Source organism: Ammonicoccus luteus (assembly GCF_050880385.1).
GTDB lineage: Bacteria > Actinomycetota > Actinomycetes > Propionibacteriales > Propionibacteriaceae > Enemella.
Genome location: NZ_JBNZCI010000006.1, coordinates 1 through 14569, shown reverse-complemented (window position 1 = coordinate 14569; position 14569 = coordinate 1). Strand labels below are relative to the sequence as shown.

Genomic DNA, 14569 nt, shown 5'->3' with positions numbered 1-14569 from the left:
CACATGTCTCGCATCTCCCTCGGCCTTGCCGCCGCTGCCCTGCTCGTCGTCTCCGCCTGCGGAAACTCCCCCGACACCACTGCACCGCAGGAGACGCCTCCCGCCCCCATCGTGACGAGTCCCGCGGCCACGCCGACGCCGGCGGAAACGGCGTCCGCGACCGCCACTCCCACGGCAACTCCCGACGGCACCGCCACGCCGGCCGCGACCGCAAGCCCCGATGGGACCGCGACCGCCTCCCCGACGGCCACTGCGGAAGCCGCCCGCGAGCTGCCCGCGAGCGTCGAGGGCTTCAATCGGGTCAACCAGCGAACGGAGGACGGTGTGCGCATCGGCACGTACCGTTCCAACGACCTCGGCGCCGTCGTCGAGATCCGTCTCGCCCGGGGCGCTTCGGCGCGCGAGATGATCACCGAACTCGGCGGCACCAACCCGACCGAAGTCGGCTCTGCGACCTGCAGCACCCAGGGCGACACCATCTGCGCCCAGGAGCAGGACGGACTCACCGCGGTGGTATCGAGCAAGCAACTGCCCGCCGGCATCGTCTCCCAGCTGACCACCCAGGTGCTCGAGGCCGACTGACGCATCCGTTATGGCGGCAGAGCCGGACGCCGGCGGCGGCCACCGCGATCGTCGGTGGCCGCGCTGGGTCTATGGGGTGGGCGAGGAGCCGGATGCTCGGTTCACGCTCGCGAACGAACGGACGTTCTTGGCCTGGATTCGAACCGGGCTCGGCTTCGTGGCCGCGGGGATGGCGGCTGCGGCGTTGGCGGGGTACGCAGGCCTGACCGACCCGCGGGTTGCCATTGCTGCGTTGCTGTTGGTCGGTGGGGGCGTTCTGGCCGGTGTGATCGCGCTCCTGCGATGGATGGTGCAGGAACGGGCGATGCGTCTCAATCGCCCGCTCACGTCGTCCACCGCGCTGCCTTTGTTCACTGTGGTGCTCGTGGTGGTCGCCGTGCTCGGTCTGACCCTGTTCCTGTGAGCGGTGATGGCTGAGCGGGGCGAGGACGGCGCTGACGCCTCCGTCTGGGACGTGGGGCTCCAGCCGGAACGCACTCGGCTGGCATGGCAGCGGACCTCGCTGGCGTTGTTGACGGCCGGATTGGTGGTGGCGCGGTTCGTCGGTCATCACCACGCGACCATCGGTGTGGCGGCGGCGGCTGCCGCAGCATTCCTCGCAGGCGCGACCGGCGTCGCCTCGACCCGCCGCTATCGGAACGCCAACCGCCGCCTCGATCTCGACCGCCCGTTGCAGGGAGGTCTGGTCCCGCTCTTGATGACGTTGGCGTTCCTGGTGGTCGGCATCGGCGCAGCGATCTATGTCCTGGTCAGCTGAGGGCACGCCCTGTTCACTCCGGCCCGCCCTTCATCCGTTCCAGCCATGTTCGTCCAACCGATCCGAACGGCTCCCGACGGGCACGCACTGCGGTGAGCAGTTCGTCCGCGGTGCGGCGTACCCTCTCCACCAAATCCGACGGATAACCCATCTCGACCTGATGCGCGGCGAACTCGTCCTCGTCCGCGATGAACACCTCGCCGGACACCCGGCGGACCACGTCGAGATCGAGATCGATCGCCCGCGACTCGTGGCCGTTCCACTCCGGCGGTGACGCGAGGTCGACATAGATCTCGCTCTGGAGACGGGAGGAGCGCTCGTTGAAGGTGGCGACATACCAGTCATCCGGCAACAGCGTCACCCAGTGCGCGTCCGCCGTGAACCGGAATCCGGGCCGTTCGCAGATCCCTCCGGGGCGCCCGCCGACCCATCGGCCGAACTCGTCCTCGCCCAGGAAAACGGTCTCGAACTGCCAATGCGGGCGGCCGTCGAACTTCCGATAGCGCTGCCAGACGGTGTCCCCGGGGGCGAGTCCGTGGGTCGGATCGTGGCTCACGGGGTCACCTTAGCGGGGCGGGTTTTGGGAGGGGGGTACGCGTGCTCCCGATCTGACCCGCTCAGCGGATCAGATCCGGACGGCGCCGACCTCTTCACGGAAGAGCCGCCCACGCCCCCGGACAGCACGATGGCGGCCCAGCCCGAAGAGGACTGAGCCGCCACGTGTGCGACGAGAGTTGCGGTGGATCAGATCACTGCGCCGGCGGCGAATAGATGATCTCCTCCAGGTCCACCGGACCCTGCAGCGACCCGAGCTCGACCATCACGTCGTTCCAGACGGCGATCTTGTCAGCGGTCGGATAGCCGGCCTCCCACACGGGGAGATGCATCTTGGCAGCGACCTCGGGTGAGGTCTGGCTGTAGGTCGGGACCAGCTCCCGGACACTTTCCGGATCGTCGGCGAGATCAGCGTTGGCCTTCTCCACCGCGCGGGCGAATGCCGCGACCGTGTTGGGGTTGTCCTCGACGAACTTCTCGGTCATGCCGATGCCCGCGAGCGGTGCCGTGGCGGTCTTGCCGGAGAAGTTGGAGAACAGCTTGGTCATGCCGGCTTCCGTCATCTGGGTCTGGAACGGCTCGACCGCCCAGGCCGCGTCGATCGCCCCCCGCTCCAGCGCTGCGGTCATGTCGGGGAACGGCATCTCGATGAACTCGACCTGAGCCGGATCGACGCCCTGCTCGGTGAGCACGCTCTTGATCGACAGCTCACCGGTGTTGTTCAGGGTGTTGACCGCCAGCTTCTTGCCGACGAGGCCCTGCGCATCGGCGATGTTCGCCTCCGGGTTCACGAACACCCCGGCGAAGTCCTCCGACCCACCGACACCGAGCGCCACGATCTTCACCTTGGCGACGTTCTGCTGCGCCAAGAGGAAGGACGGATAGGTGCCGAAGACACCGTCCAGGTCACCCGCGACCATGGCCGGCAGCGCCGCCGCGCCACCCTGCGCGGTCTGCGGGGTCACCTTGAGCCCTTCGGCCTCGAAGTAGCCCTCGTTGATGGCCCGGATCAGTCCCGCCTGATCGGCGACGGGGATGAACCCGATGGTGAGTTCGGTCTTTTCCGGCGCACCGTCGCCGCCACCGCCACCGGCCGGCGTACCCCCGGTCCCGGCCCCGTCGCCGCCGCACGCGGCGAGGCTCAGGGCCAAGGTGGCGGCTGCCACGACGGCGCCGACCTTCTTTGCTGCTGATCGAAACATCACTGTTCTCCTCTTGTCAGGCCGTGCGCCGCACGGTTTCGCCTCGTTCGGCACTCAGCTCGTGACCGGGCGGGGCATTGCGAATCAGTCGGGCGACCTCACCCCGCAGATGGATGAAGGCCGGGTCCTCCTTGGTGGTGATCTGGTCGCGTTCGCGACCGAGGGGGACGTCGAGGATGGTCTGGACGACCGTCGACGGCTTGGACAGCACGACCACGCGGTCGGCGAGATAGACGCTCTCGTCGATGTCGTGGGTGACGAACAGGATCGTCATGTCGAACACCTCCCGGACCTTCAGCACCAGGTCCTCCAGGTCCTCGCGGGTCTGGGCGTCGATGGACGCGAACGGCTCGTCCATCAGCATGATCTTCGGCCTGTACGCCAACGCCCGCGCGATCGCCACCCGCTGCTGCATGCCACCGGAGAGCTGGCCGGGATATTTCCGCTCGTTGCCCGCAAGGCCGACCGCCGCCAACGACTCGGTCACCCGCGACTGCTCCTCGGTCTTGCCGAGCTTCAGGTGACGCAGCGGGAAGCGGACGTTGCTCTCCACGGTGAGCCACGGGAACAGCGACCCGCGATAGTCCTGGAACACCATCGCCAGCCCCTCGGGCACCGCCGTGATCTCCTCGCCCAGGAAGTGGAGGCGTCCGCCAGTGGGCCGCATCAGCCCGGCCATCGTCCGCAGGAGCGTTGTCTTGCCGCAACCGGACGGGCCGACGATCGACACGAACTCGCCCTGGTCCACGTGGAAGGTGATGTCGGCGAGCGCGGTGTTGGCAGTCGGCCCCGCGCCGTAGGTGTGCGTCAGGCCATCGATATCGAGCAGGGTCATCGTCTGTTTCTCCGGTTTCGGTGCGGTGCTCACGAGACCTCCCGGCCCGAGAGGCGCTGCCACTTGAGGATGCGGCGTTCGACCACGGTCAGGAGCAGGTTGAGCAGATAGCCGAGGACGGCGAGCAGCAGGATCGACGCCCACATGTTCAGGATCGCGAAGCTCCGCTGTGCCTGGACGAGCTGATAGCCGATGCCGCTGGAGGACGCGATCATCTCCGAAATCACCATGAGGATCAGCGCCAGCGACAGCGACGTGCGAATGCCGGCCAGGATCTTCGGGCCCGCAGCGGGCAGGATCACCCGGAACAGGCGCCCGATCGGCTGGATCCGGAACACCTTGGCCGCCTCGATTGTCAGCGGCCGCACCCCGCGCACGCCCTCGATCGTGTTCAGCAGGACCGGCCAGACGGTGCCGAAAGCGATGAGCGCGACCCGCATCTGGTCACCGGTGCCGAGGATGATCAGGAACACCGGGAACAGCGTCGGCGGCGGCACAGCACGCATGAACTGGAGGATCCAGTCGAGATAGGCCTCGATCGTGGCGCTGAGCCCGATGACCACGCCGAGCGCGATCCCGACGACGACCGCGAGACCGAACCCGGTCAGGGCGCGGCCGAGGCTCGGCAGGACATCCCGCGACATGCTCGTGGTGATGATGCCGTCCGAGCTGGGGAGCCACAGATCCATCGCGCGCTCGAAGATGCGCAGCGGTTCCGGGAAGAAGGGGGACGACATCATGCTCGTGGTGACCTGCCAGAACACGAGGATGCCGACGAGCACGAGCCACCGGATGCCCGTGTTGACCCACTTGGGGAAGCTGCTGCGCTTGGTGGCCGGGGTGACCGGCGGAGTCGCGGTGTCGACGCTCATGAGTGCTGCTCCTTGCGCCAGGCGAAGATGATGCCCTCGACCCACTTGAGGATCGCGTTGACGAGCACGCCCAGCACGCCGGCGACGATCGTGCCGGCGAACACCTGTGAGGTGGAGCCACCTCCGGTCTGCACGGAGAGGATCCAGGAGCCGAGACCCATCGGCGTGCCCGCCAGCAGCTCCGCCGACACGGTCACGATCAGCGCGATCGCCGCCGAGATCCGGATGCCCGTGAAGGCGAACGGCGCGGTGTGCGGCAGATAGACACGGGAGATGGTGTCCCACCAGGAGAGCCGGAACGTGCGCGCGGTTTCGCGCGTGACCGGGTCGATTTCGCGGGCGCCGTAAAGCGTGTTGAGCAGGATCGGCCACAGAGCGGCATAAAGCACCAGCATGAACTTCATCTGGGTGCCCTGACCGAACACAAGGATCGCCAACGGGACGAGCGCGACCGCAGGGATCGGGCGGAGGAACTCGATGAGCGCGCGGGAGGCCTCATAGACGATGCGCAGCGACCCCAGGATCAGGCCCGCGGTGACACCGATCACCGAGGCCAGCCCCAGCCCGATCGCCCACGCGACGAGGGTAGAGCCGACATGCGCCAGGAACTCCGGCGACCCGAGGAGGCTGACGAGGTCACTCAACACCTGCGAGGGAGGCGGCAGCATCGTCGGCGGGACGATGTTGGTGCGGCTCAGCACCTCGAGGATCACCACGAGGACGATGACGCCGATCGCCCCCTGCGCCGGGCGCAGGTTGAGCTTGCGCTGCGGCTTGGCGGGAGCCGGGGATGCTGGGGCCGGAGCGGTCGCCGACGCGGTGGGGGCCGTCATCGGGTGGCCTCCGCGGGTTGACCCTTGGCCAGCAAGTCGCGGCCTCGAGCCAGATATTCAGGCGTGTGGTTGGCGACGGATTGGCCGCCGAAGAGATAGGCCAGGCCAAGCGCCCCGCGGATCTGCTCCTCGCTCGCGCCGGCTCGCAACGCCGCGGCGACGTGGAGCGCGGTGGCATCGCGGACCTGAACGCCAAGGACCGCGACCAGAATCAGCTGGACCGTGACGGGATCGAGGTGCGGGTTGGCGAGCACCAGGCTGCGGGCGTGCTCCTGGGCCCGGAGCAACTCCGGGTCGTGGATCGCCATGTCATCGAGGCGGGCCTGCACCTTGGGCGGGACGAACCCGAGCATGTCGACATAGACCTGCTTGAGCTTGCCCAGCTCCTCAGCAGACATCGGCTGCGGACCCTCCGGTCGATCGCTTGTGGCCATGCCACCACATGCTGAACCATCCACGAACACATGTCAATAGTTATCTATTGCTCTTGAAGGGTCTATGGTCGGGGCACGGATTGGTTGGCACGGATTGGCGAGGAGGCTGGCATGTCGCTGCGCATGGCAATCCTGGGCGTGCTCGACGGGCGACCCATGACCGGCTATGAGCTCGGCGCATTCTTCGAGGCAAGCGCCAACTGGGTCTGGAACGCCAAGCTGAGCCAGATCTATCCGCTGTTGAACTCGATGGCCGACGAGGGCGTCATCAGCCGCGAGGAGGAGGCAACCGGGCGACGCCACTCCACCCGCTATGACATCACCGAGGAGGGCAAGGAGGAGCTGCGCGACTGGCTGGCAGCCGAGCACCCGCTTCAAGCCGTGCGGGACAGCGCTTTCCTGCAGGGCCTGTTCCTGGAACTGCTCGACGCGCACGAGGTCGAGGCGGTGCTCGACGCCTTCATAGCCCAGCACGAAGAGCGCATCGCCGGCTGGCGCGAGCATCAGCGACAACTGCTCGACGGCGAAACCCAACTGATCCGGGAGCGCATGGAGTCCCGCCCCGCCCACCAGCACGACCGGATGCGGATGATGAAGGCGCTCGTGTTCAGCGGCCTGGTCCGCCAGTCCGAAGCCGCCATCTCCTGGGCCAGGGACATGCAGGCCGCCAGCCACCTCAATGAGGGCATGGGACCGGAGTGAGCCAAATCAAATAGATAACTGTTGACACATTCGCCTGCGAGTTCATAAGGTTCGGTGCTATGACCAATGACGGTGTGCTGCGGGCCTCCGACCTCTGGGCCGCCGGCCGCGTCCTCGCGGCTGAGGGTCTGGTGAACGCCTTCGGGCACGTTTCGGTCCGCCTCGACGAGACCACGATGGTGATCACTCCGCCCGTTGCGTTGGGGACCCTCACCGCGGACAGCGCGGGCGATCCGGTCGATCTCGCGGCCGACGACCTCCCGGCGGGCACGCCCAAAGAAGCCTGGATCCACGTCGCGATCTATCGGGCCCGCCCCGACGTCACAGCGATCTGCCGGGCTCAGCCGGAGCACGCAACGGCCCTCGCCTCTGCCGGGGTGCCGATCCGCCCCCTTCACGGCCAGGGCAGTTTTCTCGGCGCCGAGGTTCCGGTGTTCGAGGATTCCCGCCTCGTCCGGGACGCGAGTCGGGCCGAGTCGCTCGCCGCCGTCCTCGGCAGCAGCGAGGGTCTCGTGATGCGCGGCAACGGCGCGGTCACGGTCGGCAGCTCGCTCGGGGAGGCGGTCGGCCGAATGTGGGTGCTGGAGAAGTCCGCACGGATGAACTCGATCGCCGCTGCAGCAGGCGCACCGACACCCCTCCCCCAGTCCGAACAGGACGCGTGGGCCGCCACCTCGAGCGAGCTCCTCGGCCGCATCTGGACCTATCTGACCGACCTGCACGCCCCCAGCAAGGAGCCGACATGATTCACCTGACCGACCTCGCCTACGTCCGCATCGGCACGCGCGAGATGGACGCGCAGCTCGACTTCGCCCAGGACATCGTGGGACTGGAGCTCATCAAGCGGGAGGGCGACACGGCCTATCTCCGGGCGGACAACCGACACCACTGTGTGGCGTTCATCGAGGGTGATGAGGTGGGCACGCTGGCGCACGCTTTCACGCTCGCCGGGCCGGAGGAACTCGCCGCCGCGGCCGCCGAATTGGAGGCCGCCGGGCTGCAGGTCCATCGAGGCACCGTCGACGAGGCACAGGCCCGCCGCGTCCGCGACTTCATCTCCTTCGTCGCACCGGGCGACAACCGGGTCGAGCTCGTGATCGGACAGGTCCACGTCGAGTCGCGGCCCGTGCGGTGGTCGCGGCCGGCCGGCATCACGGAATTCGGGCACATCGGCATCGAGGTGCCGGACGTGATGGAGGCCCACGGATTCTGGACCAAGCACTTCAACATCAAGGTTTCGGACTGGATCGGCACGACCGCCTGCCTGACCCGCTTCGACCCGGTCCACCACAAGCTGGCGCTGTTCAGGGACGTCACCGGGCTTGCCCACATCAACTTCCAGGTCGAGTCGATCGATGACATCATGCGCAGCTGGCACTTCTTGGAGGACAACGACGTCGAGATCACGATGGGCCCGGGGCGCCATCCCCAGTCGACCGCGGTGTTTCTCTATTTCAAGGGGCCGGAGGGGCATACGTGGGAATACTCGTTCGGTGTCCGTCTCATCCCCGACGACGACGCCTGGACGCCCCGCTATTTCGACCCCAGCGAGCCCGACTTCATCGACATGTGGCGTGGCGCTGTCCCCGCAGCGCGGCGGCGGGCCGACTGACGCAGGCTGTGCCCGTGGCAGCATGGAATCGGAGGGCCGATGCATTTCCTTGCTGTTCGTCGCGCGGGTGCCTATGCGCTCGATTGCTGCACCTATTTCGTCATCGCCTCGGCCACCGTCCCGGTCGGTCTGATCGTCAACCGACTGGCCGGTGTCCCGAGTCACGGGCTGGTGCTCGTGATGAGCGCCATCCCACCTGTCATCGCGACGCTCTGGGCCGCACGCGTGGAATCGGCCCGGCATCGCGCCACTCTCGGCAAGCGGTGGCAGAAGCTGATCGTGGTCCCGGCCACTGACGGACTCGACGAGTCGGACCAGCGGATCCGGTTCGGCCAAGCGCTGCTGCGGAACAGCCTGAAGATCCTCGTGCCCTGGCAACTCGGCCACATCATGGCGATCGAGGCGATGTATGGCGGTTTCGAGAACCGCGAACCCCTCGCCCTCGGCGCTGCCGTCATCTTCTATCCCTTGGTGGGCGTGTTCGCCTGGTTGCTGCTGCGGGACGAGGGCCGCGGGCCGCACGACCGCATCGCCGGGACGCGGGTGGTCCCCAGTCAGTGATCCGGTTGCCCCGGGGAAGGTCGGTTTCCGGTGCGACGCAAGCCCGCTCTCGGGTCAGACCGGAGTCCCCACTTCGAGACGAGCATTCGACCAGCCGGAACATGCGCTAGGGAATCCATTGATCGGCACGTAACAATTCCGGGGTGACTGCCGCAACGATTCCCAGTGCCCCGAAGCCCGACAGCCTCCCCGAGAACACCGTCCGCGCCGCCGTGCCCCAGGTCGCGCGTGGCTTCGTGCTCGGGGCGGTCGACGTCGTCCCCGGCGTGTCCGGCGGAACCGCGGCACTCGTGCTCGGCATCTATCGGCATTTGATCTCGTCGCTGCACCACATCTCCAAGACCGCCACGCGCGCCCTGCGGGGTGACCTGCCGGGCGCGAAGAACGGCGTACGCCGCATCCCCGCCCTCTGGCTCGGCGGCCTCGGCCTCGGCATCGTGACGGTGGTGTTCCTGCTGGCCGGTCCCTTGGAACATGCGCTCACCAACCATCCCGTGGCGCTTGCCGGGCTCTTCCTCGGCCTCATCGTCGCCGCGGTGCTCCTGTGCTGGCGCCAGCTCTATTCGACGACCCCACTCACGTTCGCACTCGTCGCCGTTGCGGCGGTCGTCACGTTCTTTCTGCTCGGCCTGTCCCCGGCGAGCACCGGCGCGGCCAGCGAACCCCCGGCGATCTGGGTCTATTTCTTCGCGGGTGCCGTGGCGATCTGCGCGATGATCCTGCCCGGCATCAGCGGCTCGTTCCTGCTGGTGTTGATGGGGATGTATGTCCATGTCCTCGCGGCCGTCGCCACCCGCAACTTCCTCGTCCTCGGCATCTTCGTCCTCGGCGCCGCCACCGGGCTCGCGCTCGCCGCGTCGGGTCTGAACTGGCTCCTCGGCCGCTATCACGACCTCGTCCTGGCCGCCATGATCGGCCTGATGATCGGCTCGGTCCGTCTGCTGTGGCCGTGGCCCTCCGGCCTCGGCGGCACGGAGCTCGCGTTGCCGACCCTGGCGACGTTCTGGCTGCCCGCGCTGTTGGCCGTCAGCGGCTTCGCGCTCGTCATGGGCGCTGACCTGCTGGCGCGAAAGGTGCGCGGTTCGGACCCCGGCGTCGAGGTCTGAGTCCCCTCAGCGGGCTTCAGCGGGCTTCGACACGCATCGGCAGCCCACCCTCGGGAGCGAGCACACCCGCCATCACCCAGCGAGGCGGCGGCCCGACCAGACGTGGCCGGAACCTCCTCGCGAGCACGGCCAGCAAGAGATGTGATTCCAGCAGCGAGAAGTGGTTGCCGATGCAGACGCGCTCGCCGGTGGCGAACGGATGGTATGCCTGCGGGTGCCGCTCCGCCTCCGCCTCCGGCGTGAACCGGTCGGGATCGAATCGCTCCGGGTCGGGCCAGAATTCCGGGTGGCGATGGGTGAAATAGGGAGCGAGCATGACCGCTTGCCCCTCGTCGATCTCGAACCCCTGCACCTGCGTCGCCTCGACCGCGTCCCGCACATAGAAGGGCGCAGCGGGATAGAGCCGCAGGACTTCCTTCACGACCTGCAGCGCATAGGGCAGCGCCCGGAGATCTTCGACCGTGGGGGCACGATCGCCCACGACCGCGTCCAGTTCGGCGGCGAGCTTCTCGTCCACTGACGGATTCGCCGCCAGTGCCGCCCACGTCGCGGCCATCGTGCGTGCCGTTGTCTCGTGTCCGGCGAAGAACATGGTGATGGACTCGTCGCGCAACAACGATTCCGCCATCGGCCGCCCGTCCTCATCCCGCGCGGCCATCAGTCTCGCCAGCAGGTCGTTCTGGGGCGGATCGGCCAAGGCCCGGCGTTCAGCAATGATCCCCCGGATGTATTCATGCACGTCGTCCCGCGCGCTCGCGTACTCCCGAAACGATCTGGACGGCACCCAATCCGGCAGATGCGGACCCATCCGCCGGGTCGTGAACCTGATCATCGTCTCGACGCGACCCTTGAGTCGCACGATGTCGTCATCGGCCGCCGTCCCGAACAGCGCCCGCACGATGATCGCCGCGGTGAGCTCCATCATCTCGTCGCCCATGTCGACGGTCGCTCCGGAAGCCGCGAGCTGCGCCCAACGATCCTCGACGCGCTGGGCGTCGGTGAGCATGATCTCTGCGTACGCCTGAACCCCACGCGGCGTGAAGAACGGCGCCATCAGCCTCCGCTGCCGTCGCCACAGGTCGCCGGTGCTGGCGACGAGACCGTCCCCGGTCAGATATCTCCGCACCCCGTCATAGCTCTTCCGCTTGTCGAAAGCGCGTCGGTTGGTGAGGTTGACCTCGCGCACGGCGTCGGGATGGACCGCGATCACCATTTCCCCGACGCCGAGACGCAGCCGGAAGGTGTCGCCGTGCGTACGCCACGCCGCGCCGACGGCGTCCAAGAACCCGTGCCGGGCGATTCCGGTCAGGGAAGTCATCAGGCCGGGTCCCGGCAGAGTGGTCGTGCTCATAGGTATCCTTCCTCCGCTTTCGCCGCCACTGCGATCAGCAGCGCGTCCTCGTGCATGCGCGCACCGAGCATCGCGCCGAACGGCAACAGCACGCCGTCCACCTCCTGCTCGTGCACAGGCAGGGAGATCGCCGGCCGGCCGGTGAGGTTGTAGATCGATGTCCACGGCGTGAACCGCGTCTGGGCCGCGAAGTCCCCGGCAGGGTCGTCGTCGTTGCGCAGCGATCCGTGCCTTGCGGGCGGCTGCGCGAGGGTCGGGGTGAGGATGATGTCGAACGGATCCCAGAGCTCGGCGGTGCGGCGGGTGACCGACTGGGCGGCCAGGAGGGCTTGGGCGTGGGCTTGGCCCGAGAAGGTACGCCCCCGCTCCCGCAACCAGCGCGTCAGGGGTCGCAGCTGGTCCTCAGCCTCCTCGGGAACCGGCGCGCCGAGGGACCCCACTGCCCAGATCGCCGCGAACGCATCCCAGGCCTCGGCATCGAAGGGTTTCGGTGCCTCGACGATTTCGTGTCCGAGCTCACCGAGGATCGCCACGGTCTTTTCGACCGCGGCGAGCGCGCCGGGGTGAACGGGCGCATCGTCGGCGATCACAGGTGTGGTGAGCACGCCGACGCGGAGCTTCTGGACCCTCTGGTCGGCAGCGGCCATATAGGTGCCCTCCGGGTTGGGCGGCGCAGGGTAGGGATCACCGGGCCAACCGACAGCAAGCACGTCGAGGGCGGCGGCCGTGTCGCGGACGGTCCGCGTCAACACGCCGTCCGACGCGAGGCCGGGGCCGTCGACCGCGAGCGGGCCTTTCGACACCCGACCGCGGCTCGCCTTCAGTCCGACCAATCCGCACGACGCCGCCGGGATCCGGATCGACCCACCACCGTCGGAACCGTGCGCGATCGCGACCACCCCGGAGGCCACCGCTGCGGCAGCGCCACCCGACGAACCGCCGGCGCCGCGATCGGGATCGAACGGGGTGGCCGCGGGCGGTTGCCCCTCGGGCTCCGTGTAACAGGGCAGTCCGAACTCCGGCGTCGACGTCTTGCCGATCATCACAGTCCCGGCATCGCGGAGCCGGATGACGATCCCGTCGTCCTTGGTCGCCACATTGCCGCGCAGCACCACCGAGCCGCCCTCCATCGGGAGACCGGCGACTTGGGTGAGGTCCTTGATCGGGCACGGCACCCCGAACAACGCACCCGGCTCGAAGTCCTTGTCGTTGAGTTTTTTCTGCAACTCATCAGCTTGGGCGAGCGCCCGCTCGTCACAGATGTGGGTGAACGCGCCGAGCCTGTCCGCGTGTGCCCGGGCGAGCGCGTCCTCCGTTGCTTCCCGGACGCCGATCAAGCCCGTCCGGATCGCGTGCGACAGGTCCAGGGCACTCAGCTCGTTGATCTGCACACTGTTGAGTCTAGGAGGCCCGAACTAGGCTGCCGCTCATGGATTCCCGCACCGTCCGTCGCGCAACCCCCGACGATGCCGCCGCGCTGGCTGCGCTGCGCGCCGAGATGTTCGCGGACATGGGGAACAGCAGCCAGGACGACGGCTGGCTGGCATCGGCCATCGCGTGGTTCGCGGCCCGGATGGACGATCCTGCGTTTTGCTTCGTCGTTGTCGAGGTCGACGACGCCGTCGTGGCGTGCGCGGTCGGCTTCAGACGCGAGACGATCCCGTCACCGGGGAACCCGTCCGGTGGCGACGTGCATGTGAACAACGTGTGCACGCTGCCCGATCACCGCGGGCGAGGACACGCGTCGGCGGCGCTCGCGGAGGTCATGCGCTGGGCGGGGACGACCGGGGTCGGCCGCGGGGAGCTGATGGCCACCGCGTCGGGGCGGGGTCTCTATGAGCGGGTCGGGTTCACCGTGCATGAATATCCGGCCATGCGTGCCCGCCTCCCGTTCGACCCGACCGGCGCGTCATGACCGCCGAGCAGGTCACGGTGGTGACCGACGAGGGGAATCGCTATCCCGGCTGGGTCGTGCTGCCCGACGTCGTCCTCGTCCGCGCGCTGCGGCGGGTGGACTTCTGTCCGACGGTGCGCGTGGAGCGCGGTGGTCAGGTCTTTCCGGTGGCGGATCGAGTGGATTCCGTGGCGGGTACGCCGGCCGGTCGCCGAGGCGTCGCGCTCGTGCTCGCCGAGGGATCCATCGGGGTCACCGGGGCGAGCGCCTGCCCTCCGGGCGTCGAGGCAACCGAGGCGGACTGGCGTCGTCAGTTCGCGGGTCATTGATCACCGAAACAGCGATGCGGCGCCCCGATGAGGATCAAGATCCCACCGTAACGTATTACCCCTCAACGAAGATCCCCGGCGAAAGCCGGGGAGACGCACTCGGCATCAGCCTAAGCACCTTCAACCGGCTTCACCCTCAACGAAGATCCCCGGCGAAAGCCGGGGAGACCTTCGGGGCTGGGATCCTCGGGCACCTCATTGAGGACCCCTCAACGAAGATCCCCGGCGAAAGCCGGGGAGACCTCGTTTGCCGCGTGGTTGAGCAACAGGTGGTTGCCCCCTCAACGAAGATCCCCGGCGAAAGCCGGGGAGACCGTTCACGCCGTACTCAGCCTGCGCCCGGGTGAATCCCTCCCCTCAACGAAGATCCCCGGCGAAAGCCGGGGAGACCTGCCGATGGCCACGGACACCTATCCGCAAATGCCCTCCCTCAACGAAGATCCCCGGCGAAAGCCGGGGAGACTGCCTCAGTTCAGAAGGCGGAGGTTGAGGGTTCAACCCTCAACGAAGATCCCCGGCGAAAGCCGGGGAGACGGTCGAACCCGCCCGGGTAGCGAGTGGTGATGACCGCCCCTCAACGAAGATCCCCGGCGAAAGCCGGGGAGACGATGGCGGCGAGGGTGGCGAGCTTGGACAGTTTCATTAGCCCTCAACGAAGATCCCCGGCGAAAGCCGGGGAGACGGCTCGCCAGAAGCCGAACGGCCAGTGGCCGTTGCACCCTCAACGAAGATCCCCGGCGAAAGCCGGGGAGACCCTCCACGACCGATGGTTACCCCGACGGCGCTTGGTGGCCCTCAACGAAGATCCCCGGCGAAAGCCGGGGAGACAAAAGAAGTCCCAGCCGTCAGGACGCGTCGCCTTGAACCGGCTCTTCACAATTCGGGGTGTAGAGGGTGGTTGAGTCCGGTCGGCGCGTCGATGGCCGGGTAAGGGTCGAGGTCTT

At 67.9% G+C, this 14569-nt stretch carries 18 protein-coding genes and 1 CRISPR repeat array; of the genes, 10 read left to right on the top strand and 8 right to left on the bottom strand.

Annotated features, from left to right (window positions below):
* The first annotated feature begins 3 nt into the window (after positions 1-3).
* From ACQ260_RS13405 to ACQ260_RS13395, 3 genes are read left to right on the top strand one after another with little or no spacing between them, the layout of a single operon-like run.
* Complete coding sequence (locus ACQ260_RS13405; RefSeq protein WP_432559962.1) at positions 4-582, top strand: hypothetical protein; 579 nt, start codon at positions 4-6, stop codon at positions 580-582.
* A 10-nt stretch (positions 583-592) separates the two neighbouring features.
* Positions 593-985: a YidH family protein gene (locus ACQ260_RS13400; protein ID WP_432559961.1), complete on the top strand. Its 393-nt coding sequence runs from the start codon at positions 593-595 to the stop codon at positions 983-985.
* 6 nt (positions 986-991) lie between these two features.
* Positions 992-1339 carry a YidH family protein gene (locus ACQ260_RS13395; protein ID WP_432559960.1) on the top strand — a complete coding sequence of 116 codons (348 nt, stop codon included), beginning with the start codon at positions 992-994 and terminating at the stop codon, positions 1337-1339.
* Between the two features lie 13 nt (positions 1340-1352).
* Here ACQ260_RS13395 and ACQ260_RS13390 read toward each other — a convergent pair whose 3' ends face one another.
* From ACQ260_RS13390 to ACQ260_RS13365, 6 genes are all read right to left on the bottom strand, one after another.
* Positions 1353-1895, bottom strand: a complete 543-nt coding sequence (locus tag ACQ260_RS13390; protein ID WP_432559959.1) for a DUF402 domain-containing protein — start codon at positions 1893-1895, stop codon at positions 1353-1355.
* Between the two features lie 193 nt (positions 1896-2088).
* Entirely contained in the window at positions 2089-3096 is a 1008-nt protein-coding gene (locus ACQ260_RS13385; protein WP_432559958.1) for an ABC transporter substrate-binding protein, read from the bottom strand.
* Between the two features lie 16 nt (positions 3097-3112).
* Complete coding sequence (locus ACQ260_RS13380) at positions 3113-3964, bottom strand: ABC transporter ATP-binding protein (protein ID WP_432559957.1); 852 nt, start codon at positions 3962-3964, stop codon at positions 3113-3115.
* Entirely contained in the window at positions 3961-4803 is an 843-nt protein-coding gene (locus ACQ260_RS13375; protein ID WP_432559956.1) for an ABC transporter permease, read from the bottom strand. Before ACQ260_RS13375 ends, ACQ260_RS13380 begins: the two co-directional genes overlap by 4 nt.
* Positions 4800-5636, bottom strand: coding sequence for an ABC transporter permease (locus ACQ260_RS13370; RefSeq protein WP_432559955.1), 837 nt, complete (start codon positions 5634-5636; stop codon positions 4800-4802). The genes ACQ260_RS13375 and ACQ260_RS13370 overlap by 4 nt, the downstream gene beginning before the upstream one ends.
* A complete protein-coding gene (locus ACQ260_RS13365) occupies positions 5633-6034 on the bottom strand; it encodes a carboxymuconolactone decarboxylase family protein (RefSeq protein ID WP_432559954.1) in 402 nt (133 codons plus the stop codon). The genes ACQ260_RS13370 and ACQ260_RS13365 overlap by 4 nt, the downstream gene beginning before the upstream one ends.
* A gap of 147 nt (positions 6035-6181) precedes the next feature.
* Between ACQ260_RS13365 and ACQ260_RS13360 the strand changes: the two genes are divergently transcribed.
* The 5 genes from ACQ260_RS13360 to ACQ260_RS13340 all read left to right on the top strand — a co-directional run bounded on the left by ACQ260_RS13360 (position 6182) and on the right by ACQ260_RS13340 (position 10051).
* On the top strand, positions 6182-6772 hold the full coding sequence (locus ACQ260_RS13360; RefSeq protein WP_432559953.1) for a PadR family transcriptional regulator: 591 nt from the start codon (positions 6182-6184) through the stop codon (positions 6770-6772).
* A gap of 59 nt (positions 6773-6831) precedes the next feature.
* Positions 6832-7518, top strand: a complete 687-nt coding sequence (locus ACQ260_RS13355) for a class II aldolase/adducin family protein (RefSeq protein WP_432559952.1) — start codon at positions 6832-6834, stop codon at positions 7516-7518.
* Positions 7515-8384, top strand: coding sequence for a VOC family protein (locus ACQ260_RS13350; protein WP_432559951.1), 870 nt, complete (start codon positions 7515-7517; stop codon positions 8382-8384). Before ACQ260_RS13355 ends, ACQ260_RS13350 begins: the two co-directional genes overlap by 4 nt.
* A gap of 39 nt (positions 8385-8423) precedes the next feature.
* A complete protein-coding gene (locus tag ACQ260_RS13345; protein ID WP_432559950.1) occupies positions 8424-8945 on the top strand; it encodes an RDD family protein in 522 nt (173 codons plus the stop codon).
* Positions 8946-9088: 143 nt separating this feature from the next.
* Positions 9089-10051, top strand: a complete 963-nt coding sequence (locus tag ACQ260_RS13340; RefSeq protein ID WP_432559949.1) for a DUF368 domain-containing protein — start codon at positions 9089-9091, stop codon at positions 10049-10051.
* Between the two features lie 16 nt (positions 10052-10067).
* On the opposite strand, the gene ACQ260_RS13335 is transcribed toward ACQ260_RS13340, so the two are convergent.
* Positions 10068-11402 carry a cytochrome P450 gene (locus ACQ260_RS13335; protein ID WP_432559948.1) on the bottom strand — a complete coding sequence of 445 codons (1335 nt, stop codon included), beginning with the start codon at positions 11400-11402 and terminating at the stop codon, positions 10068-10070.
* A complete protein-coding gene (locus ACQ260_RS13330) occupies positions 11399-12793 on the bottom strand; it encodes an amidase (RefSeq protein ID WP_432559947.1) in 1395 nt (464 codons plus the stop codon). The genes ACQ260_RS13335 and ACQ260_RS13330 overlap by 4 nt, the downstream gene beginning before the upstream one ends.
* Positions 12794-12831: 38 nt before the next feature.
* Between ACQ260_RS13330 and ACQ260_RS13325 the strand changes: the two genes are divergently transcribed.
* Positions 12832-13317: a GNAT family N-acetyltransferase gene (locus tag ACQ260_RS13325; protein ID WP_432559946.1), complete on the top strand. Its 486-nt coding sequence runs from the start codon at positions 12832-12834 to the stop codon at positions 13315-13317.
* Positions 13314-13625, top strand: a complete 312-nt coding sequence (locus ACQ260_RS13320) for a hypothetical protein (protein WP_432559945.1) — start codon at positions 13314-13316, stop codon at positions 13623-13625. The genes ACQ260_RS13325 and ACQ260_RS13320 overlap by 4 nt, the downstream gene beginning before the upstream one ends.
* Before the next feature lie 59 nt (positions 13626-13684).
* A CRISPR array of direct repeats spans positions 13685-14453; the repeat unit is 36 nt; unit sequence CCCTCAACGAAGATCCCCGGCGAAAGCCGGGGAGAC.
* Positions 14454-14569: the final 116 nt, after the last annotated feature.